Origin of the sequence: Mucilaginibacter sabulilitoris, from assembly GCF_034262375.1 — a bacterium.
Classification (GTDB): domain Bacteria; phylum Bacteroidota; class Bacteroidia; order Sphingobacteriales; family Sphingobacteriaceae; genus Mucilaginibacter; species Mucilaginibacter sabulilitoris.
On record NZ_CP139558.1, the window covers coordinates 1,514,899 to 1,532,818 of the forward strand.

Here is a 17,920-nt window from a genome sequence, read left to right on the forward strand (position 1 = left end):
TACTGAAATCTTGATACCTTATACTAAATACCTGATACCTTCTTTAAGCTTTTTATTGCTTCCTGGGCTGCAACCTGCCCGGATATAATGGCAGGAGGCACTCCCGGGCCGGGTACTGTTAGCTGGCCGGTATATAACATGTTTTTAACATGCTTGGCCCGCATGGCTGGCTTAAAAAATGCGGTTTGCGACAACGTGTTAGCCAGTCCGTATGCATTGCCCTTAAAAGAGTGATAATCGGCCTTGAAATCATTAAGAGCATAGCTTCTTTTTACTACAATAGAATCACGGATATCCTGACCGGTGATGTGTTTAAAGCGGTTAAGCATCAGGTCGAAATATTTTTCACGGATGCTTTCATCATCATGCAGCCCGGGCGCTATGGGCATCAGAAAAAATAGGTTTTCTCCACCCTCCGGAGCTACGCTTTTATCCGTTTTTGAAGTACAGGAAACATAAAACAGCGGATTGGTTGGCCATTGCGGCGAAGTGTATATTTCTTTGGCGTGCAGCTCAAAATCTTCATCAAAAAATAAGTTGTGGTGTTTTATACCTGCTACCTTTTTATTGGTGCCAATGTAAAACAACAAGCTCGATGGCGACATGGTGCGGCTATCCCAATACTGCGGGGTATAATTTTGATGCTTTTTTAGTAACAAATGCTGGTCTACATGCTCATAGTCGGCTCCGGCTATTACAAAGTCGGCATGGAAAATCCTCGTATCAGTTTGAACACTACCAACCAGTTTGTCCTTAACCTCAATTTTGGTTACTTCCGTATTTAGCTTTATTTCAACACCTAATTCCCCGGCAAGGCTAACCATAGCCTTTACTATTTCGTTCATACCGCCCTGCGGATACCAGGTGCCCTGGGCCAGGTCGGCATAGTTCATCATGCTGTACATGGCCGGGGTGTTTTGCGGGGTAGCCCCCAAAAAAAGCACTGGAAATTCCAATAGTTTTATCAGCTTTGGGTTTTTAAAATACCGACGCACATGCTTGCTCATACTGCTCAGGAGCTGCATGCTCAGGCTTTTTCTGATCAGGTTGAGATCAATAAAATCGGTAATGGAGTGCGAAGGCCGAAATACATATTCGCCCATGCCCACCTTGTATTTATAGGCCGCCTGTTTTAAAAACTTGCGCAGGCCGGCGCTACTGCCTGGTTCTGTTTTTTCAAAAAGCGCTTCCAGATCGGGCATCGCGGCCGGTATATCCATCATGTCATCAGGACCGCAATATATCCGGTACCCGGGATCTAACCTTTCGAGCTGGTAGTAATCGGCTGTTTTTTTGCCAAACAGAGCGAAGAAGTTTTCGAACACATCAGGCATCCAGTACCAGCTTGGCCCCATATCAAACCTAAAGCCATCCTGTTCCCAAACCCTGGCCCTGCCGCCGGGCTGGTCGTTCTTTTCAAGTATGGTAACTTTAAACCCTTCTTTAGCCAATACACAGGCGGCCGACAAGCCTGCAAAACCCGCCCCGATGATAATAATATGCCTGCCTTTGTTCATGTAGATATGTGAAGCCCAAAGTAAGCAAATTGTTTTTACGCTTATAAAAAACAATAGCACAAGATAACGTACCACATTTAACATTAGATAATGTCTCATTATTAATGTTGAGGAAGACTTTTTTCGGCCGCGATAAAGTTATTTTTTGTTCCGGCCCTGCCATTCCAGGTACTTTTTTAATAAAAAGGCATCCTGTGCTTTTTTATATTCAGGCGTTGCTACAGTAAAATGAGTTCCCGGATAATAGGCGAACTCGATATTTGCATCCAGTTTCTTCATTTCATTTTCCATCAGCTTCACCGAAAAATTAAGATAGGCATTATCTTCGTTTCCTACAGAAACACGTAATTTACCATCAAGATCCTTTTTTAACGCTGGCCAGTGCTTTATGATGTACTGGGTCAGATCGTAACGTTTCCAGTGTTCAAATACGTCCCGGTTTAATTCACCGGTTGCGGAGTTAAATAAAGATTTCGGAAGCCCGTCACCGCCTTTAGGGCCAAATACAGCATCAAAGGAAACATTTTGTTCTCCGCGATAAATAATATCCTCGATGCTATGGACAATGTTAGGCCTGTCGTAGCTGGCGGGCAAATCCGGGTTGCTGCCTATCGTCAACCCGTCTACATACTCAACCCGTTTATTATCGGTGTACAAGTTAGTTAAGGTAAAACGGTGAAAATCCACCGGGTCGGGCGCACTGGCATTTCCAGCTACAAAAAGTTTGGGATAATGCGTAAGCAGATAAACAACCGTCCAGCCCCCACTGCTATGTCCCCTGATTACACGAGCGCCATTGGTACGGAACCTTTGGTCTAATTGCGGAATAAACTCGTAAGCAAACGCATCACCTACCGGGCCATTGTTATCACTATTAGCATAAGTACTGTGTCCAAGTGAACAATCGCCGTCAAGATAGACTTTGATGCAGGCAACGGTATCTAAAGGGTTTGAAGCTAAGGTGTCGCTGCTTTCTGACCTGGAGTAATGAATATACCCGCCGCCAAAGCCGCCGATCATAAAATATACCGGGAAACGCCTTTTTGGTTCGGTATAATATTGAGCGGGTAGAATAACTGCACCACGGATATACTCCGGTTTATGGTTAAACCAGGTTAATAATTTGGAACTGACTTTAATTTCTTTAACATATTTGCTGTCCTCAAAAATCGGGGCCTTAACGACTTGGTCACACACCAGCGCAAAACCTTCTTTAGGGGTATTAAAAGTAACTTTTCGGGGCATGTTGTACATGTTACCTGTACTTTCCCCAATAACACGGCCATCAATATTAAGGTCCCAAACCGCTTGTACATAATAGTTGCCACGTGGCACGCGTGATAAGATTGTTGGATAAGATAATGCGGAATCCGTAAATACAATTTGTTGATTGGGCATAATGTTGCTCACCTTCATCCGGAAACAAGGCCAGCCGGTTTTATCTTTGGGGTTCTCGTTTTTGTTGGAAACGTACAAAATCACGTTGCCTGTAAATGGACCTTTATAAACAGATGGTTTATAGCTGACATAAAATCTCTGTGCACCTGCATGGGATGTCACTATAAAAAAGGAACAAATGATAAGGATATAATACTTCATAATTTAATGTTCTTACCTGCAAATTTGCGGGATATGCAAATCTGAAAATAGAATGAAATTTGCCCTTCAAAGTTTTTCATACTGCTTCGGCGATAGTGAAGTATATATCCTGAAATTCCTGATAAAATGGCTTTGATCTGAAAAGTTACAGGCATAAGCAGTTTGGGTTAAGGAAGTGCCCTCATTCTTTATCAGGGATAATGAACGCTCTATCCTGAGCTTGCGCAGGTAACTGCCAAGCGTACAAGCGAAATAGGTTGGGAAGTGCTTAGATATTGTGATAGGATTTACCCCGGCTGCCTGCGATAGTTCCTTCAGGGTGACGGTTTCATTCCATTTATCATTCAACAACTGATAAACGATATTAACCCAGATAGGTGGTGATTTTTTTACAGTCATTACCAGCGAAAGCGAAGCGAATTCCGAAAACAACATTTTTACCGAGTCAATTGTCAGATCATCGTTATAAAGTAATTCACGGTACATTTTTAAAACCAGGAATTTAGCGTCAGGGCATTTTTTGATGGTATTTAAAATATCGCCTTCGGTGAGGTTGTTTTCGGCAAATGCATTGGGCTTAATGTCAAGAGAAATATAACGGGTAGGTATTTCTGTAAAGGTGGTTTCGTGTGCTTCACCGGCATGCAAAAATGCAATGTCTGCTGCCTCTCGTTCATAAGTAAAGTGCTGTCTTTTTTCAGTACAGCCTCCATTTAATATAAAAACCAGGTTAGCATGTTCATGCTCATGTTTCCCGGAGTCGTTTCCCGCGCCAAACCGGTCCGAAATCCTGATATTTAGGCTATCAGTAATTCTCGTAATTTCTTTAACCAATGGGGGCTTATTCATTAATTTCACATCATAACATACTCTGTACGAAGGTATTCGTAATATTCATGCCAAAATCCTATCCATTTGATTATGAATTTGATAGTTTATTTTAATGAAAGAGGTTGTTATGAAAACGCACACTTATTGTACGTTTATGATATTTAAACTTCAAAACATATAGTCAAATAAAGTAATGAACATTATTTTATGTTAAATGTGGGGCATTATTTCATGTTATTGACAATAAAAAAACAATAACGCTTTGAATTTGTACTTTTGAAGATTAGCGCAAGTGAATGATGACCCTGTACAACGAAACCTGTTTTGAATGCAGTAAATTAATAACCAATAAATACAGTACATCATTTAGCTTGGGGATAAAGGCGTTTGACAAAGGCTACCGGTACCCTATTTATGCTATTTATGGTTTTGTAAGGTATGCCGATGAAATAGTTGATACTTTTCATGAGCATGACAAGCAGCGGCTGATAAGTGATTTCAGAAGTGAAACATTTAAGGCTATTAGCGAGGGTATCAGTTTAAATCCGGTTGTTCATGCCTTTCAACAGGTAGTGAACAAATACAGCATTGAGCATGATTTGATAGATGCCTTTTTACGTTCGATGGAAATGGACCTGGATATGAAAGCATATAATGATGTTTGTTACAAAAACTACATCTATGGTTCGGCCGAAGCAATTGGCTTAATGTGCCTGCGTGTTTTTACCAATAATAACCATGAGCAGTACGAGGCACTCTTACATCAGGCCCGCAGTTTGGGCTCAGCTTTTCAGAAGGTAAACTTTTTGCGCGATGTAAAGGCCGATTTTCAGGAACGCGGTCGCACCTATTTCCCCAATATTGATTTTAACAATTTTACCGAAACCGATAAACGCATTATTGAAGCCGATATAAAAAACGACTTTGACAATGCCTTTGAAGGGATAAAACGATTACCTGCAGGAACACGGCTTGGAGTTTACATTGCTTATGTATACTACCTGCAGCTATTTAAAAAAATAAGCTATACGCCAGCAAACGTTATCCTTCAAAAAAGGATACGTATTTCTGATACGCGTAAAATGAGTTTGTATGTTAAAGCTGTGTTGCAGCAAAAACTGAATGTGATTTAATGAGAAGAAGTATTTTTTTTATAACAACCGTATTTTCGCTGTTACTTTTTATACAATGCGCAAAGGCCGATGAGCCTAACCTGAAAGTTATACGCAAGCAGTTAAGGGAGGCTATTAATGATAGTAAAACCACCGACTCGTTGTATAACAGCCTTAACGCCGTGCCCAAAAAAACGGGTATAATTGATGGTTTTATTGCGGGGTTGCAGGCGCTAAAAGCGAAGCACGCGTGGAATCCATATTCAAAAATAAAGCATTTAAAAAATTGCGAAAAAACGTTTGAAAAAGCGATAGAGGCCGATCCACATAATATTGAAATACGGTTTATGCGATTTTCTGTAGAGGATAGTGTGCCAGGGTTTTTAGGGTATAATAAGAATTTAACCCCGGATAGTGAAGAGATCATAAACCAACTCAATAAAAAGAACTATGGTACCGCCGATAAGACATTAACCATTGAGATCATTAAATTTCTGGCTAATTCCAGGCGGTGCACGCCAGCCCAGGTAGAGGAACTGAACAAACATTTAGTCGAATTAAAGTGAAGTACACTTACCTGCTTATCAATGTATTGACGGTGTTTTTCCCTATAGTACTGTCATTTGATAAAAAGGTGCATTTTTATAAAAGCTGGAAATATATTTGGCCGGGTATGAGTATAACCGGCTTGTTCTTTTTGTTTTGGGATATGCTGTTCACCATAAAAGGTGTATGGTCTTTTAACCCGCGTTATATAACCGCCATTACTTTTTTTCAGCTTCCGCTCGAGGAGATATTGTTTTTTTTAACAGTACCCTTTTCCTGCATTTTTATTTATGCCTGCTTAAATTATTATGTAAAGTGGCAAATTAATGACCGGTTTACACGCCTTATCAGCAATCTGATTATCCTGTTATGCCTGTTAGGGCTTATATTTTATTTCGACAGGATTTATACCGTGGTAACTTTGGGGCTGCTGCTGGTTTTAATGCTGATATTGCAGTACGGTTTTAAGGTGAATTGGCTTAACCGGTACTACCTGGCTTATCTGGTAGCACTCATTCCCTTTTATATTGTAAACGGTATACTTACATCGGTACCGGTGGTAATGTATAATAACAGCCAAAACATGGGTAAAAGAGTGGGCACCATACCGGTAGAAGATCATTTTTATTTAATGGCCTTACTGCTGATGAATATTGGTTTTTTTGAATACTTTAAAGCGAAAAATAAATCATTGTGAATCCATTGCCCGAATATACCAGATCGCAACTGGCCCTGCGCAACGGGCAAGACAAACCACAGATATGGGTTGCCTATAAAGGGGTAATTTACGATGTGACTGAAAGCCGACTGTGGCGAAACGGTAAACACTACGAACACTGGGCCGGGCAGGACCTAACCCATGAACTTGTTGACGCCCCGCATACCGAAACCGTATTTGAAAAGTTTGAGAAGATAGGGAAACTGAAAATTATTTGATGCTTATGCGCCACGAGATTGTAGTAATAGGAAATAACCTAAGGGAATCAAAGGAAGGCTTACGAAGTTTTTAAAACTTCGTAAGCCTTCCAAGATATTAAAGTTCGATCTCGAATTTTGCTAATCCTATAAATTCCTGAACACGTGCTGAGATTTCCTGCTGCGACAAGTTCCTTAATTTCTCGGACCCAAATTTCTCAACACAGAACGACGCCAGCGCAGAGCCAAATATGATGGCGTTTTTCATGTTATCAAAGCTCACAGTGCCTACTTTGGCCAAATAACCTATAAAACCGCCTGCAAACGTATCTCCTGCACCTGTGGGGTCAAAAACCTCGGCCAGCGGCAGGGCAGGGGCGCTGAATATTTTATCCTCATGAAACAACAGGGCGCCATGCTCACCTTTTTTGATGATAACAAACTTTGGCCCCATGGTTAATATTTTACGTGCAGCCTTAACCAGTGAAAACTCACCCGATAGCTGACGCGCTTCAGCATCGTTAATAGTTAATACATCAACAAGCTTTATAGTAGCCAGCAGTTCGTCAAAGGCAATGTCCATCCAAAAGTTCATGGTGTCCATTACAATAAGTTTAGGGCGGTTGGTTAAACGGCTGATAACTGTTTGCTGTACCTGCGGCGATAAATTACCCAGCATCAGGTATTCGCAGTCCTGGTATGAGTGGGGGATGATAGGGTCAAAAGCCTCCAGAACGTTCAATTCTGTAGTCAGTGTGTCGCGGCTATTCATATCGTTGTGGTACCGGCCGCTCCAAAAAAACGACTTTTCGCCTTTTTTTATCTGCAACCCTTCGGTGTTCACATTGTGTTTTTGAAGATCTTCTATCTCGCTTTGCGGAAAGTCATCGCCAACAACAGCAACAATTTTTATACGGTCATAAAAGTAAGATGCGCCCAAACTTGCAAAGGTTGCCGATCCGCCTACAATTTTATCCGTCTTTCCAAAGGGTGTTTCAATGGCGTCAAACGCCACAGTACCAATAACTAACAAGCTCATGTAAAATATTTTTAATTTTTTTGTCGCAAATATTGTGAAATTACCTCAGAAATTATACTTTTGCACCACTCCAATCGGAAAATACTCCTGAGTAGCTCAGCCGGTTAGAGCATCTGACTGTTAATCAGAGGGTCGCTGGTTCGAGCCCAGCCTCAGGAGCCTGAAAATCAATGATTTAACCCCACTCTGGCGAGTGGGGTTTTTTGTTTCTCACACATTTCTCACACATTTTTGAAGTTTTTAAAAATACGCATAATTCTTGCGCATGCTTCAAAAAAGGCATTTTGTGATCTTTCGGGGCAAATAAACTATCTAGACAATTTAATAATTTTAATATTTGAATAAATTCCCGGAGTATATGATGGTCAGTAGACTGGATAATACTCGCAGATTTAAGATTAGGCACTACATCCGTTACACCTTATCAAATCTCGTTCTGGTCGGGTATTTTAAACTTTCAATAGCGTTAAAACAGTAAAAAATAATATCAATAAGTTTGAAATATATACATAAATTAGTGTCATCAAACCTTATTACTTATTTAAATGCCGAATATACGCTGCTTGCCATTTGAGACTGGATCAATCAAATCCATTCTGAAGTCCCTTCCCAATTTATTTACTAAACCAATTCTATCACTTCTTATGGGAAAGAAAGGGTTTCTAACATTCGTATGCTTTGTATTCTTTATTACTGTCACTTTTGCCCAAAAAGTTTCGGTAAACAATTTTACAGGTACGCCGGGCACAACTATTCCCCTTTATAATATCATCTCAGGGCAGCTTTCCTTGCCGGTAGCGGCTGTTTATTCAGGAAATGGTGTCCAGGTTAAAGACGTGGAAGGTTCAGCCGGTATCGGCTGGGAGGTTGCTGCCGGCGGCGGGGTTTACCGGCAACTCCGGGGCCTGCCGGATGATGTTAAAAAAGACTTGCTCTCTAATCCCCGGTTAGGCTGGCTGTACAATACGAACGGTGCAAGATCAACAGCTTTACGATAGCCAATGACAATAGCGCCTCGACATGCCCCGACGAAACCGCTGATGTCAATTATCTGAACACCAATTTTTCCGATCTTTCAGATACCGAGCCGGATATTTTCCAGGTTAGCGCGCCCGGCTTATCCTGCAGCTTGATATTTGATAATAACCATACCCTGCGGGTAACGCCTTACAATGATTTAAAGGTTGACTATACAACCGATGTTAACGGGGCGATTACCTCATTTACCATTACCAATGACCAGGGCATTACCTATACATTCGCGGAAATCGAACCGGTAATCCGTTCGGCTAAAACAACAGGGACGGTATCTTACTTTAAACGGAATTATGACCAATATGTCAACGGTATTTCCTATACCGGCAGCTGGAAGCTTACCAAGATGCGCGACCCACTGTGGAACAGAATTGATATACAATACACGGCAGGGGGCAAAAAGATAAATGCTTCGCCCTTAATGATCATCCCCGGCGGTGGTACAACTGCGGTAAATCAATATACAACGCGTACAGATTATACCAATCGCGTGCCCTATTTCATAACTTATGCAGCTTCAGAAGGTGTTGTCACTACGGCCCTGTTATTTACCTATAACCAATCACCCAATAAAATACCAATCATTCAAAGCATATCAGGGATGGGGAAAAAAACTGATTTTTTATATGCCAGGGGTAAAGCGGTTAACAACAGTAGTTATTTCCGGTTGTTTTTAAGTGATATCAGAATAGGCATCGTATTGTTCAGTTGGACATGACAGAATACGCCTATGAAGCGGGTAATTCTGTAGAGGCATTCAGTGAGAACGGCATTAGCTAGGATGTAAATGGCAATATCAAGACATTGATACGCCTTGGGCCAAATACAGGGACGCTGACTTATAACTATGGAAGCGCCAACCAGTTGCAGTTGGTAAGCGGAGGCGTACGCGGAGTTATGGATATGATGCAATGGCAACGCCACGAGTGAAGGTCAGGGCCATACGATCACCTATAACCTGCTCAATCTGCCGTCCAGTATTCCCGGTAAAAGCTTACGCTATACCTATGATGCATCAGGACAAAAACTGCGGAAGATCTCAGGTCCTACGGTGACGGAATACATAGATGGCATACAATACACGGGATCAGGGATAGACTTTGTGCAGACCGAGGAAGGCCGGGTGCTGAATCCCACCACTTCGCCGAACTACGAGTATACCTTAACGGATCACGGATCACCTGGGGAATAACCGGCTGGCGTTTGATCAGACGAATGGAAAAGTAGGTGAAGATGATTACTACCCTTCTGGATTGAATGTGCATCGGCAAGTAAATGCGGGAAATAAGTATCTTACAATAAGAAGGAGTTACAGAAGGAACTAAACCATCACGATTATGGTGCACGTTTCTACGATCCGGTGATAGGACGTTTTGGTACAATTGATCCCCTCGCTGAAAAGGATAGAAAGTGGTCTCCTTATAGTTACGGGCATAACAATCCGATCAGCCATATTGATGTTGACGGGATGTTTGACATGGTTCGTTTGACTGATGGAACTGTATTTGACGATAAAAGTGTAAATAGCCAAGCGGAAGTAACAAAGAAATACGATGCGGGTGCAAAGATGTTAGCGGCCAAACTTGGTCTACAGATAGAGATGGCGTTTCAGCCCATTTTTATAAAGACAGTTGGGATTTTGTTAATGCTCAACCCAAACTTCCTAGTGAGCAAACTTGGGAGGGCTTTCAAGGCGGTGTAAAAGCGAATCAGCGTGGGTTAGATATGGCCGAAGGTGTTGCCACCCTATCCCTTAGTATTGAATTTCATCATCGAAATCCGTTCTGAAACGAATTTCGGCATCGCGATTTGTAATCATAATTTTGATTTCTTCATCCATTTTCGCTTTAATCAAATGATCGAGTTTGCCTTCTTTCATTAGATACGTAAAAACGATCAACTCATCGTTGCTTGCCTTCTTGTCGAGGTACCTTTCAACTAAAGTTTTGTAATATTTATCGTCCATGGTGCCAATTCAACCTATCTGCAAAGGTATTAAAATTTTCAACGCTGAATTAATAGAAAAACTCCACCAATCAATATCGGTAGAATAAGGGGCTATCTGATTTATCAGATAGCCCTTAAATTCAATTATTGTTTTACTTTGCGTTCACTAACAAGTTCAATGTTCCGAAATTACCACTTATGGTAACTCCTGAAGCATCAACAATTTTTAGCGGCAAAGCATAGGTCAAGTACGGTGACATGAACTCATCGCGTAATGATTGCAAAGACAAGTTCGATCAAAAATGATCAAATTTGCGTTTCCCATCTATTAATAGGGTAATAAAAATATCAGCGCTTAATAGTTGCTTTCCTCTCAGATATCTTACGATCAAATTATACTTGGTGTTGATATACTAGCGTATTACAATAATATATACACTTTTGGAATCTTATATATTAAACAGATGGCCCTTGATAGCTGTAGGTTTATATTCATTGCAAATTCCTCATGTCACTAATAAAAAAACAATGTTTGAATAATTACAAGTTTTTAATTGCATGTTTTGGAAGCTTTTCATTAGAATAAAACTGTGGGGAACCGCACTCAAGTTTCCTGGGCGAATCCCTTTTATTTTTTCATACATGATTTAATTGGAATGTAACAAATATTTTATAGAGGATAATAATATTATTATTCATTCTTTATGAAATAAATATTATATTGCATCTATATCTAAATCTCTAATAATGTCTTGCAATTTATTTTTTGTTGGTCCAGATTTTATAATATGCTTTAATGGGTGTTTTTTAAAAGATGTGCTTCATTCGTTTAGTTTATTGAACTATAAAAAAGGGGCTTTCCGCACCTGAGGCGAACATAATATCGATATATTTCTATTAGCAGATATTTAAATGCAAATTGAATAAATAAGCAGCAATGACCTAACGATTCGTTTCAGTGCTTTAAACTTAAATGCTGTTAAGAAAACGGATATGATTAAAATCATATATGAGGATTCGTTTGTCAATATTTTTAAATATTTATCGGAAAATATCTTTCTGAAGGCTGTCAGGATCGATAAATTGGTAATAAAACATATCACAAGTTAAATATGGTATCATCTTCCAAATACAACTTATGGTCACCAAACTATGACTGATCCGCGAATGGCGTCTTAACGACACTTAAAATAACGTTGATAAAGGTAACTATCGGTGTCATCCCGTTTAGTCTCACTATAATATAAATATAAAAAATGCAGAATGAAGAACTACCTTAACAAACTTCTTGAACCCAAACAAAACGGAGCAGAAATTACCTCTTTACTGGTCAAATTATTAAATGTCAAAATATCAGATGGATCTATAAAAAAAGATCTTGAGCAGCATCCGGATTATCCGAGCTTATTGAGCATCAGTGATATACTTACTCACTATGGTATCGAAAATTTAAGTGTTAAAGTAAACCGTAGTAAAATTATTGCCGTACCTGTCCCCTTCATCACTCAATTAAAGGGGACAGGGAGAAAGTTAGATTTTTTTACAATTGTAAAAGAGATCAGCATAGATACCATCCAATTCTTCGATCCAGAGTCACATCGTTGGCAGGTTAGTTTAATTGATGCCTTTTTGGAAAGATGTTCGGGTGTCGTATTATTAACCGAAGTTGGACAAGCTGCCGGAGAAAAAGATTATGTTCAAAAAATAAAATCGGAAAATCGGCAAAAGAGAGTTCAAAACCTGACTGCACTTTGTATTCCGGCTATGTTATTGATAACTGGGATTATCGCTTTCATACATAAAGGCACAACTGTGTTATTTCCACTTGTGTTTTCCGTTTTGACACTTGTCGGGGGCATACTCAGCATTCTATTGCTTTGGTTTGAATTGGACCAGTATAATCCGACGTTGCAACAAATATGCAGTGCGGGTAAAAAAATAAACTGCGGTGCGGTCTTAAATTCAAAGGGAGCAAAAATTGCAGGTATAAGCTGGAGTAGTATCGGACTGAGCTATTTTATAGGAGAACTGTTGTTTTTAATGCTTGGAGGCCTTTCCAATCCCTATGCCTTGTTTTTACTGTCCTGGCTTAATGCACTCGCATTGCCGTATATATTCTACTCTATTTACTACCAGTGGCAAGTCGCAAAGCAATGGTGCGTTTTGTGTCTTTGTGTTCAGGGCTTATTAGCGCTGCAATTTGCAACAGCGCTCGCAGGAAACTGGCACATATTATTTCGCCTTGAAACTATCCCGCCGGAGTTATATTTGCAATTGATCACATCGTTTTCCGTACCGTTCATAATGATCTCCATTCTATATCCCGCTTTGCTAAAAGCTAAGGAGCGTAATGGCATCAACACGGAATTACAGCAGCTTAAACATAATCCACAAGTGTTTGAAGCTTTGCTGACAAAACAAAAAGTACTGGAAGAAAGCCCAACTGGCTTAGGGATAATTTTGGGTAACCCTAATGCAACGTATAAAATAATTAAAGTTTGTAATCCCTACTGCGGGCCTTGCGCGAAAGCCCATACCCCTATGGAGGAGTTGTTGCACAACAATCCAGATATACAAATACAGATCATATTTACGGCGAAGAACGATGAACATGATAAAGCCGCTGCTCCTGTAAAACACTTACTGGCAATCGCGGAAAATAGTAACCAGATAAAGACGCAACTAGCGCTTGATGACTGGTATCTCGCTGAAAAAAAAGATTATAAGAATTTTGCCACTCAATATCCTATGAATGGCGAACTTAAGAATCAGGGAAATAAAATAGACGCCATGAGAGCGTGGTGTAATAAAACGGAAATTAAATTTACACCTACTTTTTTTGTTTCGATTCCATTTCAAAACGAGCAGTCGACACCATTTTATCAACTACCGTCAACATACCAGGTAGAAGATCTAAAATATTTTCTTTCTGTATAAACTCGAGTACTTACGGAACGAAAGTGGCCCTGAATGTTTCCGGGCATTAAAAAAGGAAACGAAAGTCTAATGGATGAAAATTTTCTTATCAATGAAAAAATTACGGTTAAAGGCACTGGAGCTTGGAGTTAACGAAGTATTCAGTAGAGAACAATTAAAAAATGTATTAGGAGGCACAAGTAACAATACAACCACTGGGTGTATCGCAGACGGTGATGATTGTCAATGGTTTACCAAATGTTGCAATGCTTGTGTAGGTCTTCTATGCGTTACCCCAGGCTAAAACGAGAGTATATCGCTCGTAGGTATGAAAAGCGGTGGTTTTTAATCAAACCGCTTTTCATTTAGCTACTTTGAAATTAATCTTGCTTCCAATTTTCAAATTGATTCTTTTTTTTGAACAATGCTGATCATGATACCAATACAATCGTGTTTCGAACGATTCATTATAGTGTAGTATAGTGTAGTCAATATTTTACCATGAGGAAATTATTAAGTGTGTTTATCTGCTTTTTATCATTATTTTTTATTCTCCAGGCTGATGCTCAAACTACCAGGAATAATGGTTATGTAATTAACGGCACGGTAACCGGTATAGATTCTGGGGTCGTACGTATGCTTTCAAAGGATCTGGGTGTAAGGGATAGCGCCGTCATCGTTAATGGAAAATTTGTTTTTCGGGGAAACATAGGTTCGCCTGAAAGAAGAACATTCATGATCATCCCAGGTAACTGGGCATTTAAGGGATTCGTAGAGGATACCGCTATCAATTTTTGGATCGATACATCGGATGCCATGCATCAGTACTACAAAACGAAAGACTACCCTATAATATGGCAAATCACAGAAACGGGCTCTGCAATGGCCGATGTTTATACTCAATATCAAAATGAAACCGGTGACACCTATGGCTTTTCTCTTCTTAAAAAGTTAAAAACAGCAAAAAAAGATTCCATTGCTCACATCAGGAATGAAATAGATTCAATCGGCAAGCTGCACACGGGGAATGAAAAAGTATGGATTGATAATTATATTAGTCAAAACCCAAGCTCCCTTGCCGGGATTTATATATTTAATGAATATTGTGGTTCATTGGCCGATATCTCCGAGGTTTATTTGCGGTCGGCTATTAACCAATTTTCGGGAACTGCAAAGGCATCTTCGTATTATGACGCATTAATTAATAAATTGTCGACACTGGAAAACAAGCAAGCCAATAGCCTTGCGCCCGATTTTACACTGCTAAAAAGAGATAAGTCCAAATTCACACTTTCTACGACGCGCGGATCTGTAACTATGCTGGATTTTTGGGCAAGTTGGTGTGTGCCTTGCAGAAAAGGTATTCCTCACTGGAAAAAAATGTATGCAAAATTTCATCATAAAGGATTTAACATTGTCAGTGTGTCCGACGACAGGTATTGGAATGATTGGATACGTGCGCTTGATAAAGAGAAAATGCCATGGACGCAGGTTATTGACGAATTCCCTTCAAAGGGCTCTACAGCAAGAGTTGGTGGTTTATATGCACTTAAGTCTATTCCTTTTTTTATATTACTGAATAAAGAGGGAAAGGTGATCATTGCTTCAGGTGATGAGGACATAATGACAAAAAAAATAGAAGAAATCCTTCAGTAATTAATGCTACATGGGCGATACTCCTTATCCTGTTTATACAAAATATGTCGTTATTACTAATACCTGATAAGCAACCATACGTGGATAGAAGACTGAAAAGCCGAATCTAAAACAGTTAGTGAAAATAGAGCTCCGCAATTTCGGATGTATACGATTAAGTAACCTACTAGCAATTGGCTTCGAAATTTAGCTAACAACCGTTAAGTATAAATCCTTGTAAATATTGATATGATTTTCCTATCCTCCCAGCCCGATGACTTTTATTTTTTATGGCAGCTTCAATTACAACTGTTTAATTTCAGGTCATTGGGAATACCCGATGCTGATATTCATATACTCTTAGGTTACGATGTTGAAAAAGGTTTAGCTGCTGACTTTGAGCAGTTTATAGTTGATAATCCTTTTGTAAATATTCATGCTTATCCAGATACCCGGAAGAGTAAATTTTATGCGCCTTCCATACGGTGGCACATTATTGCAAAACACCTCAAGAAATTCCCAGGGCTACAAAAAGTGGCAATTTTTCATCATGATTCTGATATCGTTTTTAAGTCACTGCCTGATTTTGATCTCTTGTCACAGGATGATACATGGTATGCTGCCGACTCAAGAAGCTATCTGGACAGTTCTTATATTAAAAACACAGCAGGAGAAGAGGTCTTCGACGAAATGTGCCGTATTGTTGGTGTCAACAGGGAGCTAGTAGAATCGGATGATAAAAATGCCGGTGGGGCACAATACCTGCTAAAACAAGTGAGCCTTGAATTTCTAATAAAAATGGAGGATGATTCTGAAAAGATGTATAAACTTCTGACCAGCGAAAATCAAAAAAGAATGGGTTTTTGCGGACGGAAAGGCAATAATGCACTGATACAGGCCTGGTGTGCGGATATGTGGGTGATTTGGTGGTCTGCAATATATTTTAAAAAGAGATTTCTGATTCATAAGGAACTCGACTTCGCGTGGGCAGACAGTTCTATTGAAGCGCTAAATTACTGCAAAACACTTCATTATACAGGGAGCGTTGATAAGAAGAAACTGCAAATTTTCCGGAAAGGCGATTTTGTAAATTATACGCCGTTCAATCAAGATCTGAGCAGAATTGACCAAAATACTTGCAGTTACTTCCTTCGGTGTGTATTGGAAGATTACGTTCGAAGCAACAGATCAAAAAGACACGATCTTATGGACGTTACTTTCTTAATAACTATAGATTCAATGACAAGCAATCATTTAGAAGAAATTTATGCGGTAACCCGTTATCTTATTGGTAATTTTCATACCCGCATCGTTATCAGGGAACTTTGCCAAACCGCTAAGATCGATATTGGTAAATTGCCTAATGAAGTAATCTATGAGGTAGTGTCAAAGGATGGCAACTTAAATCTTATTGGTCATCTTAATCAAATGATCGGTAGTGCTCGAACTCCCTATGTTGCAGTCTGGTCCGCGGAAGTGATTATACCGGTCAGACAAATCATGGAGTCGATTCTACATTTGCGAAATAATAAATATTCCTATGTGAAACCATACAGCAAGGTTGGATTAAAGGTTGATATGATACTTAAAGAGATGTTTGTCAAAATCCAGGACGTCAACCTATTTGAAGAAAACAAAAATAAAATGCGGGAAATACCACCAGGTAACAATTGGGATGCAGTTTTTATAAATAAATCTGTTGATCAAAACTATGCCACTCAATTTGATCCAGAAGGTATTATTGAGAACACAAGGAGGGCGCCAATGAAGAGTATTGAAGGGCATATATTTTATCTGGACAATTTTGCAAGTTAATTTCCCTATTCTATAAAATTTATGACTTCACTAAAACGCATAGAGGATTGGTTGGAACGTTACGAAGATAATTTTACAAATAACTATGGTCTGCATTATGGAAAAACGGGTCTTATGATGGTCTACTTTAAATTATTTGAGATATCTAAAAATCATGCTTACCAAGCTAAGGCCAGATTATTTATCGATGATTTGAGCGAGCATATTGAATCCGTTAAGGATACCAGTTTTGAACACGGCTTAGCTGGCATAGGCTGGGCGATAGAATGGATGGCACAAAATAAATTTATAGATGCTGATACTAACGAAGTTCTAGAGGACATGGATGATGAACTCTATAAAAGCATTGTATACGCCGAGCCTTCAAAAGAATCAGGTCTTTCTAATTATATAGGGAAAGGACTATATTTTTACCGGCGACTAAAATCGAAGAATATGAACAGCAAGCGGTACAGAACGATATGCAACCAGGAGTGTTTAAATCTAATGACTGATAAGGTTTGTGAAACTTTAAACGCACATAATAAAAATTTACACGCCGACGTGCCCGGAATTCGGCAGCAAGATATCGCCTCGGTTGCCCGGTCGCTCGTTTTTTTATCTATGATCAATAATGCCAGTTTAAATACAGACCACGGCAAGAATTTGATCTGTGAGACTTCTGAAGCAGTAAGCGGTTATTTAGATTCAAAAATTGCTACTGGTCAGTTTGTAATAGCTGATCTGCAATTAATATATGCATATTCAAAAACGGGGCAATTATTAAATGACCGGCAATATGGCGAAACGGTACGAAAGGCCTTGACCGTTTTTCAACCCAAAGGTCAACTTTCTACGGTTGATCGGTTGATATTGATGGAACTCATACCAAATATGCATGCGAATATTTTTGAGGATACAAACATAAGGCTAAAATTAACCATATCTAATATAATCAAAATGATTGGACTCGAGCAAAGTTCAGCGCGATCAAATTGGGAGGAAGGTGTGTTTATTTAACGCGCTTTTTGATC

General features: G+C 39.6%; 15 protein-coding genes, 1 tRNA gene and 1 pseudogene. 12 read left to right on the forward strand and 5 right to left on the reverse strand.

The genetic code is table 11. The annotated features are described in order from the left end of the window. Positions 1 to 23: 23 nt before the first annotated feature. The 3 genes from SNE25_RS06665 to SNE25_RS06675 all read right to left on the reverse strand — a co-directional run bounded on the left by SNE25_RS06665 (position 24) and on the right by SNE25_RS06675 (position 3,965). On the reverse strand, positions 24 to 1,517 hold the full coding sequence (locus SNE25_RS06665; RefSeq protein WP_321564319.1) for a phytoene desaturase family protein: 1,494 nt from the start codon (positions 1,515 to 1,517) through the stop codon (positions 24 to 26). A 138-nt stretch (positions 1,518 to 1,655) separates the two neighbouring features. Next, positions 1,656 to 3,116 (reverse strand): alpha/beta hydrolase-fold protein, encoded by a 1,461-nt coding sequence (locus SNE25_RS06670; RefSeq protein WP_321564320.1) that lies wholly within the window; start codon positions 3,114 to 3,116, stop codon positions 1,656 to 1,658. Positions 3,117 to 3,182: 66 nt separating this feature from the next. After that, the gene (locus SNE25_RS06675; protein ID WP_321564321.1) at positions 3,183 to 3,965 is read right to left on the reverse strand and encodes an AraC family transcriptional regulator; all 783 of its coding nucleotides are present in this window, start codon (positions 3,963 to 3,965) and stop codon (positions 3,183 to 3,185) included. Positions 3,966 to 4,243: 278 nt separating this feature from the next. On the opposite strand from SNE25_RS06675, the gene SNE25_RS06680 reads away from it, so the two are divergent. From SNE25_RS06680 to SNE25_RS06695, 4 genes are read left to right on the forward strand one after another with little or no spacing between them, the layout of a single operon-like run. Continuing rightward, complete coding sequence (locus SNE25_RS06680; RefSeq protein WP_321564322.1) at positions 4,244 to 5,080, forward strand: phytoene/squalene synthase family protein; 837 nt, start codon at positions 4,244 to 4,246, stop codon at positions 5,078 to 5,080. Then, a complete protein-coding gene (locus SNE25_RS06685) occupies positions 5,080 to 5,625 on the forward strand; it encodes a hypothetical protein (RefSeq protein ID WP_321564323.1) in 546 nt (181 codons plus the stop codon). Before SNE25_RS06680 ends, SNE25_RS06685 begins: the two co-directional genes overlap by 1 nt. After that, positions 5,622 to 6,302 (forward strand): lycopene cyclase domain-containing protein, encoded by a 681-nt coding sequence (locus SNE25_RS06690; protein WP_321564324.1) that lies wholly within the window; start codon positions 5,622 to 5,624, stop codon positions 6,300 to 6,302. Before SNE25_RS06685 ends, SNE25_RS06690 begins: the two co-directional genes overlap by 4 nt. Continuing rightward, a complete protein-coding gene (locus tag SNE25_RS06695; RefSeq protein WP_407666993.1) occupies positions 6,299 to 6,541 on the forward strand; it encodes a cytochrome b5 domain-containing protein in 243 nt (80 codons plus the stop codon). Before SNE25_RS06690 ends, SNE25_RS06695 begins: the two co-directional genes overlap by 4 nt. A gap of 97 nt (positions 6,542 to 6,638) precedes the next feature. On the opposite strand, the gene SNE25_RS06700 is transcribed toward SNE25_RS06695, so the two are convergent. After that, a complete protein-coding gene (locus tag SNE25_RS06700; RefSeq protein ID WP_321564325.1) occupies positions 6,639 to 7,559 on the reverse strand; it encodes a PfkB family carbohydrate kinase in 921 nt (306 codons plus the stop codon). Between the two features lie 85 nt (positions 7,560 to 7,644). Between SNE25_RS06700 and SNE25_RS06705 the strand changes: the two genes are divergently transcribed. From SNE25_RS06705 to SNE25_RS06720, 4 genes and pseudogenes are all read left to right on the forward strand, one after another. Then, positions 7,645 to 7,718: transfer RNA gene (locus tag SNE25_RS06705), tRNA-Asn, on the forward strand. A gap of 485 nt (positions 7,719 to 8,203) precedes the next feature. Then, entirely contained in the window at positions 8,204 to 8,557 is a 354-nt protein-coding gene (locus SNE25_RS06710; RefSeq protein ID WP_321564326.1) for a hypothetical protein, read from the forward strand. 131 nt (positions 8,558 to 8,688) lie between these two features. Then, positions 8,689 to 9,312 (forward strand): hypothetical protein, encoded by a 624-nt coding sequence (locus SNE25_RS06715; RefSeq protein ID WP_321564327.1) that lies wholly within the window; start codon positions 8,689 to 8,691, stop codon positions 9,310 to 9,312. Between the two features lie 585 nt (positions 9,313 to 9,897). Continuing rightward, positions 9,898 to 10,296: pseudogene (locus SNE25_RS06720) on the forward strand (RHS repeat domain-containing protein); the annotation flags it as partial. Positions 10,297 to 10,347: 51 nt separating this feature from the next. On the opposite strand, the gene SNE25_RS06725 reads toward SNE25_RS06720, so the two are convergent. Then, complete coding sequence (locus SNE25_RS06725) at positions 10,348 to 10,560, reverse strand: hypothetical protein (protein WP_321564328.1); 213 nt, start codon at positions 10,558 to 10,560, stop codon at positions 10,348 to 10,350. Between the two features lie 1,244 nt (positions 10,561 to 11,804). Between SNE25_RS06725 and SNE25_RS06730 the strand changes: the two genes are divergently transcribed. From SNE25_RS06730 to SNE25_RS06745, 4 genes are all read left to right on the forward strand, one after another. After that, on the forward strand, positions 11,805 to 13,478 hold the full coding sequence (locus tag SNE25_RS06730; RefSeq protein ID WP_321564329.1) for a vitamin K epoxide reductase family protein: 1,674 nt from the start codon (positions 11,805 to 11,807) through the stop codon (positions 13,476 to 13,478). Positions 13,479 to 13,958: 480 nt separating this feature from the next. Next, complete coding sequence (locus tag SNE25_RS06735) at positions 13,959 to 15,113, forward strand: TlpA disulfide reductase family protein (protein WP_321564330.1); 1,155 nt, start codon at positions 13,959 to 13,961, stop codon at positions 15,111 to 15,113. Between the two features lie 228 nt (positions 15,114 to 15,341). Further along, positions 15,342 to 16,907 (forward strand): hypothetical protein, encoded by a 1,566-nt coding sequence (locus tag SNE25_RS06740; RefSeq protein WP_321564331.1) that lies wholly within the window; start codon positions 15,342 to 15,344, stop codon positions 16,905 to 16,907. Positions 16,908 to 16,928: 21 nt separating this feature from the next. Further along, positions 16,929 to 17,906, forward strand: a complete 978-nt coding sequence (locus tag SNE25_RS06745; RefSeq protein WP_321564332.1) for a lanthionine synthetase LanC family protein — start codon at positions 16,929 to 16,931, stop codon at positions 17,904 to 17,906. Positions 17,907 to 17,920: the final 14 nt, after the last annotated feature.

What these genes read in the sequence shown, in the direction of transcription:
- SNE25_RS06665 (WP_321564319.1), bottom strand. Translation starts at nt 1,517, where the DNA reads ATGAACAAAGGCAGGCATATTATTATCATCGGGGCGGGTTTTGCAGGC.
- SNE25_RS06670 (WP_321564320.1), bottom strand. Translation starts at nt 3,116, where the DNA reads ATGAAGTATTATATCCTTATCATTTGTTCCTTTTTTATAGTGACATCC.
- SNE25_RS06675 (WP_321564321.1), bottom strand. Translation starts at nt 3,965, where the DNA reads ATGAATAAGCCCCCATTGGTTAAAGAAATTACGAGAATTACTGATAGC.
- SNE25_RS06680 (WP_321564322.1), top strand. Translation starts at nt 4,244, where the DNA reads ATGATGACCCTGTACAACGAAACCTGTTTTGAATGCAGTAAATTAATA.
- SNE25_RS06685 (WP_321564323.1), top strand. Translation starts at nt 5,080, where the DNA reads ATGAGAAGAAGTATTTTTTTTATAACAACCGTATTTTCGCTGTTACTT.
- SNE25_RS06700 (WP_321564325.1), bottom strand. Translation starts at nt 7,559, where the DNA reads ATGAGCTTGTTAGTTATTGGTACTGTGGCGTTTGACGCCATTGAAACA.
- SNE25_RS06710 (WP_321564326.1), top strand. Translation starts at nt 8,204, where the DNA reads ATGGGAAAGAAAGGGTTTCTAACATTCGTATGCTTTGTATTCTTTATT.
- SNE25_RS06725 (WP_321564328.1), bottom strand. Translation starts at nt 10,560, where the DNA reads ATGGACGATAAATATTACAAAACTTTAGTTGAAAGGTACCTCGACAAG.
- SNE25_RS06730 (WP_321564329.1), top strand. Translation starts at nt 11,805, where the DNA reads ATGAAGAACTACCTTAACAAACTTCTTGAACCCAAACAAAACGGAGCA.
- SNE25_RS06735 (WP_321564330.1), top strand. Translation starts at nt 13,959, where the DNA reads ATGAGGAAATTATTAAGTGTGTTTATCTGCTTTTTATCATTATTTTTT.
- SNE25_RS06740 (WP_321564331.1), top strand. Translation starts at nt 15,342, where the DNA reads ATGATTTTCCTATCCTCCCAGCCCGATGACTTTTATTTTTTATGGCAG.
- SNE25_RS06745 (WP_321564332.1), top strand. Translation starts at nt 16,929, where the DNA reads ATGACTTCACTAAAACGCATAGAGGATTGGTTGGAACGTTACGAAGAT.